This is a genomic window from Streptomyces sp. NBC_01334 (assembly GCF_035983595.1).
Classification (GTDB): Bacteria; Actinomycetota; Actinomycetes; order Streptomycetales; family Streptomycetaceae; genus Streptomyces; species Streptomyces coriariae.
This window is the reverse complement of sequence record NZ_CP130718.1, coordinates 5,612,281-5,624,609: the sequence shown is the minus strand read 5'-3', so window position 1 is coordinate 5,624,609 and position 12,329 is coordinate 5,612,281. Positions and strand designations below refer to the sequence as shown.

Below are 12,329 nucleotides of genomic sequence, written 5' to 3'. Positions count from 1 at the left end.
GCCGCACGGCACGCATAGCCGTGCGGCCCTTGCGGGCCGTGCGGGTCAGGCCGCGAGCGTGGCGGGTTCGGCCGCCGGCTCCTCCTCCAGCAGGTCCGCCAGGGTCGCCCGAGCCCGTGCCACGCGCGAACGCACGGTGCCCACCGGACAGCCGCTCGCCTCCGCCGCCTCCGCGTAGGGCAGCCCGGCGAGCTGCGTGAGGACGAACGCCTCCCGCCGCTCGGCCGGGAGCGAGGCCAGCAGGTCCAGCAGGACGACGCCGTCGTCGAAGCCCGGCAGGTCGCGCGGCTGAGAGCGCTCGGCGGCCAGCTGCCAGTCCGGTACGTCGGACAGCCGGGGCCGGGTGGCGGCGTACCGATAGCTGTCGATCACCGCCCGGCGGGCGATGGACAGCAGCCAGGAACGGGCCGAGGAACGGCCCTCGAACCGGTGCAGGCTGCCGAGGGCGCGCAGGAAGGTGTCCTGGGCGAGGTCGTCGACCGCCTGGGGATCGGCGCACAGGTGGGAGACGTAGCGCAGGACGTCGCGGTGCAGAGCGCGTACGAAGCGCTCGACCGCGTCCGCGTCACCGGCCCGGGCGGCGAGCGCCCACGCGGTGATCGACTCGTCGAGTGCGGCCTGCGACGCATGGGGGGCACAGGAGCCATGGGAGGCACGGGTTGCCTGAGGTGCCGGGGTTGTTCGGGTTGCCTGGGTTGCCTTCACGGCAGACGTGATCACCTGGTGTCCTTCTCGGATCATCCACGAGGGCATGAGGGTGAGACGGCCCCGCGCCCGTCTGCACGGGCGTACGGCCGTGGCCCGGGGCGCGCAGGGGCAGCCCCGGGTCGCCTGCTGCCGGCCTGTCGTCGGACGTCGAAAGTCAGACGTCGGACGCCAAACGTCAGATGTCAGACGTCAGATGTCAGACGGCGGCAGCGGTCCCCAGGGGCGGACCCCGAGTGGTGATCGCGTGGGTGAGAAGGAGCAGCCGGGGCGCTCGTGCCGAGCGGCGGCGGCGGAACCGGACCCGTGGCCGGTCCGGCGTGACGGGCACGGCGAGCAGCAGCCGCAGTGGCGCGGCCAGCCGTCCGGCCACGGCCCGCAGAATCCGGAACGCGGCCTTCTCGCCGTGCGCCAGCCACAGCCCGCACAGCAGCGCGGCGAGCAGGTGGGCGGCGAGCATGCCGAACGAGGAGGAACCGACCTCCCCGACGCCCTCCCCCAGGTGACTCATGTGGCCCATGTGACTCACATGGCTCATGTGGCCGATATGACTCACGTGATCCATGTAGCCCATGTCCATGTGGCCCATGTCCATGGAGTCCATGTGCAGGGAGTCCATGTGCGTCGAGCCCATGTCCATGGCGCCCATGCCCGCGGACGCCGCGGCACCGGACTCCGGCCCTGCCAGCGAGAACGCCGAGTGCAGGGCCGTCTGGGCGGCGACCACGACCGTCACGATCAGCGGCAGCCCGCGCTCCCGGCCCGCCAGGCACCAGCCCGCGATCCCGGTGACGGCCACGCCCGCGGCCAGCGCCCACACGGGCACCTCGGCCCCGGACATCATCACGTGGCCCAGGGCGGCGAGCAGCACGCAGACAGCCGCGAACAGCGCGGCCCGTAGCGTGCGAGTACACCACCCAGCAGTCATGGCGCCTCATCCTCGCATTCGGACACCGCCCGTCGTACGGGGGTACGGAATTCACCCCCGTCCGGAACTCAATCCGCCGCATATGACCTACCTCACCCCACCTCCCCTCGCCTCCCCTCGGCTCACCCTGCCGACCACGGCGCGTGGTTCCCCCGAAGGGTCTAGTCCACCGCGCAGGAGGCGCCCGCCCCGCCGACTCTGGGACGGGGCGTGTCTGTCGTGCCATGTCCATCGAGCAGCGGAGGTACCGGTGAGCGGTTGCGCCGAGCGCGTGCGGATCGCGGTCATCGGGGACTGCCCCGTCTTCCGGCACGGCATCTCGAACCTGATCAGCTCCGCTCCCGACCTCCACCTGGTCGCGGCCGCACCGTCGATCGAGAGCGCGGACGGCAGCCTGCGCGGCGCGCAGGTCGTCCTGATGGACCTCCAGCAGCCCGCCCCGAGACTCACCGCGGCCGTGACGAAGCTGCACAGGCGAGGACATGCCGTCCTGGTCGTGTCGTCCTCTCCGCAGATCGACGCCGTCCAGGTGATCCGGGCGGGAGCCAGCGGCTATCTGAGCCGGCAGGCGGAGGCGCACGAAGTACTGACGGCGATCCGGACCGTGGGCTCGGGCCGTAGCTATGTCTCCGCACCCGCCAGCCGTCTGGTGGGGCTGTCCCCGCATTTCACGGACCGGGAGCAGGAAATCCTGCGCCTGCTCGCGAATGGTTCAACGGACCACGAAATCGCCGCCGCATTGGGCATCAGCAAACACACCGTCCATTCGCACCTCGACCGGATCGGCGAGAAAACGGGCTCCCGACGCCGTCCCGATCTGACCCGAATCGCCGTGGAACACGGTCTCACCGGCCTGGAATAGAGCCGTCCGTGGGATCCGCCGTGGGTAGTCCTACCCCGCGCGCCGTGGGTAGTTACTGCCCTTGACCTGCGACGAAGGAAGCCCGATCTTGGGAGAGGATCACTTCACCGCGTCAGTCGGGACAGCGAGCAGGCGTCGATGAACCGTGTTTCTCGGAAGCCTTTCGCAGGACGAGCTGACGAGCTAGGAGAAGTTATGCGCAAGCGCTTCAAAGTTCTCGCCGTCGCAGCGATATTCCCGCTAGCGGGCAGCGCTGCACTCGCCACGGCGGGTCAGGCAGGAGCTGACCCGAACAGCGGAACCGTGTTGGTCACCGGAAAGGTCGCCGACTGCGACAACGGAAACTCGCCAGTCGAAGTAAAGGTGGTCGCGGGTCAGGAGACGCGCACCGACGACAGTGCGGACGTCGAGGACTCGAGCACCTACTCGGTCACCTTCAAGAAGATCGACAAGGGGGCCGGCACCAAGGCAACGGCCACCGTGAGCTGCGAAGACGACACCTACAAGAAGAACTTCACGATCAAGCGCCCGCCCACCGTGGGTTCGACGACCCAGAAGATCAACCTCTCGCCTCCGTAGTCCTGCCGCACTCTCTCGGCCGGGCCTCGCCCCCCGAGGCCCGGCCGACGTGCGCCGGGGTGCCCGTGGCCACGAGGTGGGCCTCAGCCTCCGTCCTCGCCCGGCCCGTCCGGCAGACCGCCCCCCACCGTGAACCCGATCACCGAGCCGCCCCCCGCCCGCCGGAAGGCGAAGGGTGCGCCCCCGTGTGCCAGGGCCACCTCGCGCACGATCGACAGGCCAAGACCCGAGCCCGGCAGGGAGCGGGCGTCGGCGGCACGGTAGAAGCGGTCGAACACGCGGGTCAGATCGGCCTCGGCGATGCCGGGGCCGCGGTCGAGGACCTCGACGCGGACGACCCCCGGCCGGGACGGTCCGGTGACGGCGATCTCGACGGGCGCCGCGCCCTCGCGGTCGAACTTGGTCGCGTTCTCCACGAGGTTGGACACCGCCCGCTGGAGCATCGCCGGCCGGCCGTAGAGGGTGGTGTCACCGCTCGTCCGGATCAGGACCGGCCGTCCGGTGCGGCGCCGGGCGAGGCCCGCGATCTCCTCCGCGATGTCGGCGAGGTCCAGCCGCCGCGGCGGCTCGGTGTCGGACTGGCCGGCCGCGAGGTCGACGAGCTCGTTGACCAGGTCGGTCAGTTCCCGGGCCTCCTGGGTCAGATCCGCCACCAGTTCGTCACGGGTGTCCGGCGGCAGTTCGTCGATGCGGCGCAGCAGCGAGATGTTCGTACGCAGTGACGTCAGTGGCGTGCGCAGTTCGTGCCCCGCGTCCTGGACCAGCCGCCGCTGGTCCTCCTCCGACTGGGCGAGCCGGCCGAGCATGCGGTCGAAGGCGCGGCCCAGCCGGCCCACCTCGTCGTGGCCGGTGACCGGCACCTGCACGCCGAGCCGGCGGGTGCGGGCGACGTCCTCGGCGGCGGTGGTGAGGATCACCAGGCGGTGGGTGATGCGCCGGGCCAGCCACCAGCCGAACAGCCCCGCGGCGGTCACCACCGCGATCATCAGGATCAGGGTGCGCTGCTGGAGGGCCCGCAGCAGGTCCTCGGTGTCGCTGAACTCCTGCGCCACCTGCACCGCGCCCCGGCCGCCGCCCAGGGAGACGGTCGCGATGCGGTAGACGTCGCTGCCGACGTCGACGTCCTTGTGCTCGGTGATCCGCCCGGCGGCCGCGGCCGCCGCGATCGTGCGGTCGGCGGGCCGGACGGGCAGTCCGGGGCTGCCGCTGTCCACGACCGAGCCGTCCGCGCCCAGCACCTGTACGTCCGTACGGGCCGGCCGCACGATGTCGTGTCCCGGCGCGGACGAGGAGAAGTCCTCCGGCGCCATCCGGTGGTCGCGCACCTCGTCCCGCAGGTCCTGCACGACCTCGTCGAACACCGACTCCTGGTCCACCCGGACCAGCCGGGCGGCCGCCGAGTACGACAGGACGCCGACGAGCACGGTGACCGCGGCCGTCACGGCCGCGAAGGACACCGCGAAGGTGGTCCGCAGCGACACCAGCTTCGGTCTCGGCCGGGACAGCAACCGACGCAGACGGCTCACTCGCGTCCTCGTCTCACTGTCGCCCTCGTCTCCCCGCTCGACCTCGTCACTCAGTCTTCCCGCAGCACGTAACCCACCCCGCGCACGGTGTGGATCAGCTGCGGGGCACCGGGCTGGTCGAGCTTGCGGCGCAGATAGCCGACGTAGACGGCGAGGTTCTTGGAGCCGGGACCGAAGTCGTAGCCCCAGATACGGTCGTAGATCGTGGAGTGGTCCAGGACGATCCCGGCGTTGCGCGCCAGCAGTTCCAGCAGCTCGAACTCGGTCCGGGTCAGCTCCAGCTCGCGCCCGCCCCGCCACGCGCGCCGCGCCTGCGGGTCCATCCGCAGCCCGGCCGCCTCCACATGCCGCTCCGTACCCCGCTTCGGGGCTTCGGGTACCGGCACGGCGGCCTCGGGGGCGGCATCGGGGTTGGTGCGGCGCAGCAGTGCCCGCAGCCGGGCGAAGACCTCCTCGACGTCGAACGGCTTCACGACGTAGTCGTCGGCGCCCGCGTCCAGACCGGCGATCCGGTCCGCGGTCTCCACCAGCGCGGTCAGCATCAGGATCGGCGTGCGGTCGCCCTCGGCGCGCAGCACCCGGCAGACCTGGAGGCCGTCGATGCCGGGCATCATCACGTCGAGGACGAGCACGTCCGGCGGGTTCTTGTGGGCGTGCGCCAGCGCTTCGACCCCGTCGGCGACCGCGGTCACCCGGTAGCCCTCCAGGGCCAGGGCGCGTTCCAGGGCGTTGCGGATGGCACGGTCGTCTTCGGCGAGCAGCACGGTGGGAGGCACCATGCCAGTCTGCCAAGGCCTCCGGCGGTTGGGCGGTGGGGACGGTCCTACGATCACCCTTCTTACTGGGCTCTCACCGTCCGACCGGGTGGGCGTACCCGGGGGCTGTCGCCCCCCGGACCCCCGCATCGGCCTGACCGGCCTCGTCCTCAATCGCCGGACGGACCGGATCTCCCCGTCCGGCGCTCAGGAGGTCACCGGTGACCGGTCACCGGGCGGCCAGGGCCGCCAGCTGGTCGGCGAACGGGACCACCGTGAACCCGCTCTTCTCGGTCCTGTCTGTTTTCTCGGCCTTCTTGTCCCTCTCGTCCTGCACCGGTGCGGACGGCGTGGACGGTGCGGACAGGCCCGTCATCAGCGTCGCCAGCTCGGCCGCAGCCCGCTCGATCCGCTCGGGCAGGCCCTCCGCGCCCCAGTCCTCCGAGGCGGCGTAGACGGCGGTCGGGACGACCACGGCGCGCAGGTACGAGAAGAGCGGCCGCAGGGCGTGCTCGAGTACCAGCGAGTGGCGCGCGGAGCCGCCCGTGGCGGCGATCAGTACCGGCTTGCCCGCCAGCGCGTCCGGGTCGATCACGTCGAAGAACGACTTGAACAGGCCGCTGTAGGACGCGGAGAACACGGGGGTGACGACGATCAGCCCGTCCGCCGCCGTCACCGCCGCCAGCGCGGCCGCCAGATTCCGTCCGGGGAAGCCGTTGGTGAAGTTGTGGGCGATCTCGACGGCGAGGTCGCGCAGCTCCACGACCTCCACCTCCACGTCCGCCTCCGGAGAGGTCCGCCCGGCGGTCGCGGCCGACAGCCGGTCGGCCAGCAGCCGGGTCGACGACGGGACGCTCAGCCCCGCCGAGACGACGACGAGCCTCATGCGACGTTCACCCCTTCCTGGGTGGCCTGGACGGCCTTGCCGGCCTGGGCCGCCTCGAGCAGCGACTCGTGGGTCGGCGCGTCCGGCACGTCGGCCGGCCGTCCGACGGCGAACTCCTTGCGCAGCACCGGCACGACCTCCTCGCCGAGCAGGTCGAGCTGCTCGAGCACGGTCTTCAGCGGCAGCCCCGCGTGGTCCAGCAGGAACAGCTGGCGCTGGTAGTCGCCGGCGTACTCGCGGAACTTGAGCGTCTTCTCGATGACCTGCTCCGGCGTGCCGACGGTCAGCGGGGTCTGGTCGGTGAAGTCCTCCAGGGACGGCCCGTGACCGTAGACCGGCGCGTTGTCGAAGTACGGCCGGAACTCGCGCACCGCGTCCTGCGAGTTCTTCCGCATGAAGACCTGCCCGCCGAGCCCCACGATGGCCTGCTCGGGCGTGCCGTGTCCGTAGTGCGCGTACCGGGCGCGGTACAGCTCGACCATCTGCTTGGTGTGGTCGGCCGGCCAGAAGATGTTGTTGTGGAAGAAGCCGTCGCCGTAGAACGCGGCCTGCTCGGCGATCTCGGGCGAGCGGATGGAGCCGTGCCAGACGAACGGCGGCACGTCGTCCAGCGGGCGGGGCGTGGAGGTGAAGCCCTGGAGGGCGGTGCGGAACTTGCCCTCCCAGTCGACGACGTCCTCGCGCCACAGCCGGCGCAGCAGGGCGTAGTTCTCGATGGCGAGGTTGATGCCCTGCCGGATGTCCTGGCCGAACCAGGGGTAGACCGGGCCGGTGTTCCCGCGCCCCATCATGAGGTCGACGCGCCCGTCGGCCAGATGCTGGAGCATCGCGAAGTCCTCGGCGATCTTCACCGGGTCGTTGGTGGTGATGAGGGTGGTGGAGGTGGAGAGGACCAGCTTCTCCGTCCGCGCGGCTATGTAGCCGAGCATCGTCGTCGGCGACGAGGGCACGAACGGGGGGTTGTGGTGCTCACCGGTGGCGAAGACGTCGAGGCCGACCTCCTCGGCCTTCTGCGCGATGGCGACCATGGCCTTGATCCGCTCGCGCTCGGTCGGCGTACGGCCCGTGGTGGGGTCCGGCGTGACATCGCCGACGCTGAAGATCCCGAACTGCATGGTCGCTCAACCTCCAAAGTTGTTGACCGTTAAACTATACCTGCCGAACACCTCCCTCGTCCCCACTATTCCGCCGACCGGCACGGGTGCCGGTGGCGCTGTCGGTGGCGCTGTCAGTGGGCCGTCCTACGATCCGGACATGGCCACCCCACGCCGTGACACCCGAGGCATCGTCGACGCGGCGGACTTCCTCGCACGCGTGCGCTTCCGCCGCCCCGAGCCGGCCCCGCCCCTGCGCCCCTACATCGAGCACTACTGGCTGATCGACTGGGACCTGACCGAGCCGTACGTCTCCCACGTGGTCCCGCACCCCGCGGTCCACCTCGTCTTCCAGCGGTTCGAGGGGCAGGAACCCTTCGTCGAGATCGCCGGCGTCCAGCAGGGCCTGTTCAGCCAGAAACTGGAGGGCCGGGGGCGGGTGTGCGGCGTCAAGTTCCGCCCGGGCGGCTTCCGCCCCTTCGCCCCCGAGCACCCGGTCTCCCACTGGACGGGCCGCCGGGTCCACCTCACCGGCATCGACCCGGCCCCGGTCCTGGAGCCGGCCGACGAGGAGGCCCGGGTGGCGGCCCTCGACGCACATCTCCTGGCGGCCCGCGTCCCCCGCCCGGACCCCCAGGCCGACCTCGCGATGACGCTCGTCGACCGCATCCGCACCGACCGCGCGATCCGCAGGGTGGCGGACCTCGCGAACGACGAGGGACTGTCGGTACGTCTGGTCCAGCGCCTGTTCGCCGCGTACGTCGGCGTGGGCCCCAAATGGGTGATCCTGCGCTACCGCATCCACGAGGCCCTGGAACGGGCGGAGGCCGAGAGGACGGTGGACTGGGCAGCCCTGGCCGCGGACCTGGGCTACGCGGACCAGGCCCACCTGGTCCGCGACTTCACCACGACGGTCGGAATCCCCCCTGCCACCTACGCCAGGCATCGCGGCCCATGAGCGGCCCCGAACCGAGCCACACACGGCTCCACCGCACGGACGCGGACGCGGCCAGGCCACTGCGCCCGGGCTGAGCCCCACCGCCCGGACGCACGTACAGCTCCCCCCACGTGCCACAGCCGACTCCGCCCGGCCACGCAGGGCCTGCCCCCGCAACCCGACCGCAGATCGGCTCCCCCACGTGCCGCACCCGACTCCGCCCGGCCCCGGCGGTCCAGCGGCCCCCGGCCCTCAGCCCCCGGCTCCCGGCTCCCGGCTCCCGCCTAAGGCACCAGCACCAGTCGCCCCCGGACCCCGCCCTCCGCCAGTCGTGCGTGTGCCTTCGCGGCGTCCTCCAGTGCGAACGTGTCCGCCACCCGGAGGGTCAGCTCGCCCGCGTCCACCGACCGCACCAGCTCCGCCAGCCGGGCCCCGTCCGCGCTCACCTCGACGGCGTCGGTCCGCACCCCCCGCTCCGGCGCGGGCTGCGCCTGCGGAATCACCCCCACGTACGCGCCCCCGTCCCGCACCAGGGCGAGCGCCTCGGCACCCAGCACCGCCGCGTCCAGCACCGCGTCGAAACTCCCCTCGCCGCCCGGGAAGCGCGTGCCCCCCAGCGACCGGACGAACTCCTCGTCCTGCGCCCGAGCCAGCGCGGCGACCGTCACGCCGCGCCGCGCGGCCAGCTGGACGGCATAGCCGCCGACCGCTCCCGCACCGCCCGTGACCAGCAACGAATCCCCCGGCGACAGGGCCAGCAGCTCCAGCGCCTGCGCAGCGGTCAGCGCGTTCAGCGGCAGCGTCGCCGCGTGCACCGCGTCCACGGAAGCCGGCGCGAGTGCCACCGCGTCCGCGTCGACGACGACGTACTCCGCGTGGGCACCCAGCGGCTTGACCATCCCGTAGTCGAGCGCCACGACCTCCTCCCCCACGTTCCAGGCGGCGGCCACCCCCACCGCGTCCACGGTCCCGGCGACGTCCCAGCCGAGTCCGACCTGCTTGCCCGCGCCGCCGAAGACCCCGGAGCGCACCCCGGCGTCCACCGGGTTCAGCGCGGCCGCCGCCACCTTGATCCGCACCTGACGGGCGGCCGGCTCCGGCAGCTCCGCGTCCACGAGCTCGACGGCCTCGGGCCCGCCGAACGTCCGCACCACTGCTGCACGCATGACAACTCCCCTGGATAGGCGGGTACTTGCGGGCATCTCCCGCTTCCCTCTTGCTGTCACAACCCTAGGAAGAGTTACTATCCAGGGGGAAGTAGTTACCTGAGGGTGCCTACGTCACCAGGAGGAGAGTCACCATGGCCACCACGACCGCCGCCCAGCGGCGCGAGCAGGCCCGCAGCGAGTACGACGCCTTCCTTCGCAGCTGCCCGACCAACCAGCTCCTGGACCGCCTCAGTGACAAGTGGGTCAGCCTGGTCGTCTCGGCCCTCGCCCCCGGCCCCCAGCGCTACAGCGACCTGGCCCGCAGGATCGCCGGCGTGAGCCCCAAGATGCTGACCCAGACCCTGCGCACCCTGGAACGCGACGGCATCCTGACCCGCACGGTCACCCCGTCCGTCCCCGTCCGCGTCGACTACGAGCTGACCCCCCTCGGCAGCAACCTCGCGCTGCTGCTGACGGCCGTGAAGGACTGGGCGGAGATCCACTTCGACGAGGTCCAGGCGGCCCGCCGACGCTACGACGCGGATGGCACCGACGTCTGAGCGGTACCGAGCGGTACCGCTCAGCGCCTCAGTGCCCTCAGTGCCGTTCAGGAGGTGAGCGGCAGCGCGTCCATGTACGCGTTCGACGGCTTGCGCACCTTCTGCACGCCCCGCGCGTCCAACGCGACCGCCGCCGACGACGTGCCCAGCGTGCCGCTCCCCTGCCAGGTCCCGGTGACGTTCACCCAGGTGTCGGCCTTCGGCGCCGCGATCCCCCGGACCAGCACCTTCACGGACGACGCGTCCGCCGCACAGCAGTTCACGATGATCCGGGTCAGGTACCAGCCGTCCTGCTCCCCCGGGGCCGGGCTGACGAACCCGGTCATCACGACCGCGCGGCCCCGGATGGCCCGCGACCGGTCCTGCTGCACCCGCTGGGTGAAGTCGGTGAGCGTGATCGGCAGCGGGGAGGTCGCGGGCAGCGGATCGAAAGCGTCGTCCTGCACGGCGACGGCCTTCGTCGGCTCCCGCGAGGCCGTGTAGGAGCCGAGCGCGGGAGGCGCGTAGAAGAGCAGGCTCAGCACGGGCAGGAACAGCAGCCAGGCGACCCGCGGAACACGGGAGTGATCGTGCCCGTGCCCCTCCTGCCCGTGCCCCGGCTCGCCGTGCTCCTCCGTCGGCGGGGCGGCCCACGCCTCCGCCACTCCCAGCACCAGCAGCAGCACCCCGGAGGCGACCAGCAGCGGCCGCATCCCCTCCTTGACGTACCGCAGGTATTCGTCCGTGAACAGCGAGGTGTGCAACAACCCCAGCCCACCCAGTACCAGCAGCCCCACCTGCACGAACCGCCTCACAGCAGCACCCCTCCGATCACCGCGCTGCACACCACGGCCACCACCGCCGTGGCCGCTGAGAACCGCACCGCGAAGGCCCGCCCGAACGTGCCCGCCTGAAGCGCGATCAACTTCAGGTCGACCATCGGCCCCACCACCATGAACGCCAGCCGCGCGACCGGCGAGAACCCGCTCAGCGAGGCCGCCACGAACGCGTCCGCCTCGCTGCACACGGCCAGCACGATCGCCAGCGCCGCCAGGAACAGCACCGACAGCCACGGCGAACCCGCGAAGGTGTCGAGCAGCGTGCGCGGCACCGCCACGTTGAAGGTCGCCGCCGCCATCGCCCCCACCACCAGGAAGCCCCCCGCGTGCAGGAAGTCGTGCTGGAAACCACGCCGGAACTCCGTGAACCGGCTGCGCCCCGGAACATGCCCGGTGTGCCGGACGACGGTGGGCTTCAACCACTCCTCGCGCCCCAGCCAGAGCCACAGCCAGCCCATCGCGGCGGCGGTGACCAGCGAGGCGAGCAGCCGGGCCAGCACCATCTCCGGACTGCCCGGAAAGGCGACGGCCGTGGCGGTCAGCACCACCGGGTTCACGGCGGGCGCCGACAGCAGGAACGCGAACGCGGCGGCCGGGGTGACCCCCCGCCCGATCAGACTGCTCGCCACCGGCACCGACGCGCACTCGCACCCCGGCAGCACCACACCCGCCATCCCCGCGACCGGCACCGCCAGCGCGGCCCGCTTCGGCAGCAGCCGGCTGAAGACCCGGGCCGGCACGAACGCGTCGATCGCCCCCGACAGAGCCGTGCCCAGCAGCAGGAACGGCAGCGCCTGCACGGTCACGGCCAGACACACCGTCCGCCACGCCTGCATCGCCGGCTGGTCCAACGACCGCCCGACGAGCACCAGCAGCACACCCGGCACCACCGCCGCGCCCAGCAGCAACAGCGGCCAGTGCCGCGGCAGCGCACCCGCCGGGCGGGCCTGCGCCGCCCGCACTCCCTCGGCCGCCGCCGCGGACGGCCGTATGTCCGTCTCCTGCATCCCGCCCTAGACCCGGCCTTCCCGCAACCGTGCGACCTGGACCGCGCCGAACTCCACCGTGCGCCGCATGTGCCGCACGATCACCGCGAGTTCGCCGTCCTCCAGGTCCTCGAAGAGCGGCATCCAGTCGCCGCCCAGCCGCTCCCACATCCGCCTGAACTCCGCGAGCCGCTCCGGCACCGTCACCACGAGGACCCGCCTCCGGTCGGCCGCGTCCCGCTCCCGGACGACGTAACCCGTCTTCTCCAACCGGTCCACCAGCCGCGTCGCCGACCCGGTGGTCAGCCCCGTCAGCTCGGCGACCCGGCCCGTCGTCACCGGCTCCCGCTCCAGCATCAGCAGGTTCAGACACTGAAGATCCGTGGGATGCAGCCCGAGACGGTCGGCCAGAGCCTGGTTGAACAGCGCGTACGCGGCCACGTACCGACGCGACACCACGGACAGCTCGTCCAGCAGCCGCGAGCGCACGTTCCCGGACATCGCACCCCTTCGTCGGCACCGCCGTCAGCGCCGTCCGCAGATCG

General features: G+C 72.0%; 14 protein-coding genes. 4 read left to right on the top strand and 10 right to left on the bottom strand.

Going from position 1 to position 12,329, the window contains the following annotated elements:
* Window positions 1-45 precede the first annotated feature (45 nt).
* Together OG736_RS25270 and OG736_RS25265 are read right to left on the bottom strand one after the other, a co-directional pair.
* On the bottom strand, window positions 46-741 hold the full coding sequence (locus tag OG736_RS25270; RefSeq protein ID WP_442817073.1) for a sigma-70 family RNA polymerase sigma factor: 696 nt from the start codon (window positions 739-741) through the stop codon (window positions 46-48).
* A gap of 163 nt (window positions 742-904) precedes the next feature.
* Window positions 905-1,633: a hypothetical protein gene (locus tag OG736_RS25265; protein ID WP_327184461.1), complete on the bottom strand. Its 729-nt coding sequence runs from the start codon at window positions 1,631-1,633 to the stop codon at window positions 905-907.
* A gap of 250 nt (window positions 1,634-1,883) precedes the next feature.
* Between OG736_RS25265 and OG736_RS25260 the strand changes: the two genes are divergently transcribed.
* Together OG736_RS25260 and OG736_RS25255 are read left to right on the top strand one after the other, a co-directional pair.
* Window positions 1,884-2,495, top strand: a complete 612-nt coding sequence (locus tag OG736_RS25260; RefSeq protein ID WP_327184460.1) for a response regulator transcription factor — start codon at window positions 1,884-1,886, stop codon at window positions 2,493-2,495.
* A 195-nt stretch (window positions 2,496-2,690) separates the two neighbouring features.
* Window positions 2,691-3,074 (top strand): hypothetical protein, encoded by a 384-nt coding sequence (locus OG736_RS25255; RefSeq protein WP_327184459.1) that lies wholly within the window; start codon window positions 2,691-2,693, stop codon window positions 3,072-3,074.
* 83 nt (window positions 3,075-3,157) lie between these two features.
* On the opposite strand, the gene OG736_RS25250 is transcribed toward OG736_RS25255, so the two are convergent.
* The 4 genes from OG736_RS25250 to OG736_RS25235 form a co-directional block, all read right to left on the bottom strand.
* Window positions 3,158-4,600 carry a sensor histidine kinase gene (locus OG736_RS25250; protein ID WP_327184458.1) on the bottom strand — a complete coding sequence of 481 codons (1,443 nt, stop codon included), beginning with the start codon at window positions 4,598-4,600 and terminating at the stop codon, window positions 3,158-3,160.
* A 50-nt stretch (window positions 4,601-4,650) separates the two neighbouring features.
* Window positions 4,651-5,364: a response regulator transcription factor gene (locus OG736_RS25245; RefSeq protein ID WP_327187706.1), complete on the bottom strand. Its 714-nt coding sequence runs from the start codon at window positions 5,362-5,364 to the stop codon at window positions 4,651-4,653.
* Between the two features lie 220 nt (window positions 5,365-5,584).
* On the bottom strand, window positions 5,585-6,241 hold the full coding sequence (locus tag OG736_RS25240) for a CE1759 family FMN reductase (RefSeq protein ID WP_327184457.1): 657 nt from the start codon (window positions 6,239-6,241) through the stop codon (window positions 5,585-5,587).
* Window positions 6,238-7,356 carry an LLM class flavin-dependent oxidoreductase gene (locus OG736_RS25235; RefSeq protein WP_327184456.1) on the bottom strand — a complete coding sequence of 373 codons (1,119 nt, stop codon included), beginning with the start codon at window positions 7,354-7,356 and terminating at the stop codon, window positions 6,238-6,240. The genes OG736_RS25240 and OG736_RS25235 overlap by 4 nt, the downstream gene beginning before the upstream one ends.
* A 139-nt stretch (window positions 7,357-7,495) precedes the next feature.
* Here OG736_RS25235 and OG736_RS25230 point away from each other — a divergent pair, with 139 nt between their 5' ends.
* Window positions 7,496-8,293, top strand: coding sequence for a DUF6597 domain-containing transcriptional factor (locus OG736_RS25230; protein ID WP_327184455.1), 798 nt, complete (start codon window positions 7,496-7,498; stop codon window positions 8,291-8,293).
* 263 nt (window positions 8,294-8,556) lie between these two features.
* On the opposite strand, the gene OG736_RS25225 is transcribed toward OG736_RS25230, so the two are convergent.
* The gene (locus OG736_RS25225; protein ID WP_327184454.1) at window positions 8,557-9,438 is read right to left on the bottom strand and encodes an NADP-dependent oxidoreductase; all 882 of its coding nucleotides are present in this window, start codon (window positions 9,436-9,438) and stop codon (window positions 8,557-8,559) included.
* 134 nt (window positions 9,439-9,572) lie between these two features.
* Between OG736_RS25225 and OG736_RS25220 the strand changes: the two genes are divergently transcribed.
* Complete coding sequence (locus OG736_RS25220) at window positions 9,573-9,980, top strand: winged helix-turn-helix transcriptional regulator (protein ID WP_020130063.1); 408 nt, start codon at window positions 9,573-9,575, stop codon at window positions 9,978-9,980.
* Between the two features lie 47 nt (window positions 9,981-10,027).
* Here the strand turns inward: OG736_RS25220 and OG736_RS25215 are convergent, their stop codons facing one another.
* The 3 genes from OG736_RS25215 to OG736_RS25205 are packed head-to-tail and all read right to left on the bottom strand — an operon-like array spanning window position 10,028 to window position 12,285.
* Complete coding sequence (locus OG736_RS25215) at window positions 10,028-10,774, bottom strand: TIGR03943 family putative permease subunit (protein WP_327184453.1); 747 nt, start codon at window positions 10,772-10,774, stop codon at window positions 10,028-10,030.
* Window positions 10,771-11,805 (bottom strand): permease, encoded by a 1,035-nt coding sequence (locus tag OG736_RS25210; protein WP_327184452.1) that lies wholly within the window; start codon window positions 11,803-11,805, stop codon window positions 10,771-10,773. The genes OG736_RS25215 and OG736_RS25210 overlap by 4 nt, the downstream gene beginning before the upstream one ends.
* 6 nt (window positions 11,806-11,811) lie before the next feature.
* The gene (locus OG736_RS25205; protein ID WP_327184451.1) at window positions 11,812-12,285 is read right to left on the bottom strand and encodes a MarR family winged helix-turn-helix transcriptional regulator; all 474 of its coding nucleotides are present in this window, start codon (window positions 12,283-12,285) and stop codon (window positions 11,812-11,814) included.
* Window positions 12,286-12,329 lie beyond the last annotated feature (44 nt).

What these genes read in the sequence shown, in the direction of transcription:
- OG736_RS25235 (WP_327184456.1), bottom strand. Translation starts at nt 7,356, where the DNA reads ATGCAGTTCGGGATCTTCAGCGTCGGCGATGTCACGCCGGACCCCACC.
- OG736_RS25240 (WP_327184457.1), bottom strand. Translation starts at nt 6,241, where the DNA reads ATGAGGCTCGTCGTCGTCTCGGCGGGGCTGAGCGTCCCGTCGTCGACC.
- OG736_RS25270 (WP_442817073.1), bottom strand. Translation starts at nt 741, where the DNA reads ATGATCCGAGAAGGACACCAGGTGATCACGTCTGCCGTGAAGGCAACC.
- OG736_RS25220 (WP_020130063.1), top strand. Translation starts at nt 9,573, where the DNA reads ATGGCCACCACGACCGCCGCCCAGCGGCGCGAGCAGGCCCGCAGCGAG.
- OG736_RS25205 (WP_327184451.1), bottom strand. Translation starts at nt 12,285, where the DNA reads ATGTCCGGGAACGTGCGCTCGCGGCTGCTGGACGAGCTGTCCGTGGTG.
- OG736_RS25265 (WP_327184461.1), bottom strand. Translation starts at nt 1,633, where the DNA reads ATGACTGCTGGGTGGTGTACTCGCACGCTACGGGCCGCGCTGTTCGCG.
- OG736_RS25225 (WP_327184454.1), bottom strand. Translation starts at nt 9,438, where the DNA reads ATGCGTGCAGCAGTGGTGCGGACGTTCGGCGGGCCCGAGGCCGTCGAG.
- OG736_RS25230 (WP_327184455.1), top strand. Translation starts at nt 7,496, where the DNA reads ATGGCCACCCCACGCCGTGACACCCGAGGCATCGTCGACGCGGCGGAC.
- OG736_RS25210 (WP_327184452.1), bottom strand. Translation starts at nt 11,805, where the DNA reads ATGCAGGAGACGGACATACGGCCGTCCGCGGCGGCGGCCGAGGGAGTG.
- OG736_RS25255 (WP_327184459.1), top strand. Translation starts at nt 2,691, where the DNA reads ATGCGCAAGCGCTTCAAAGTTCTCGCCGTCGCAGCGATATTCCCGCTA.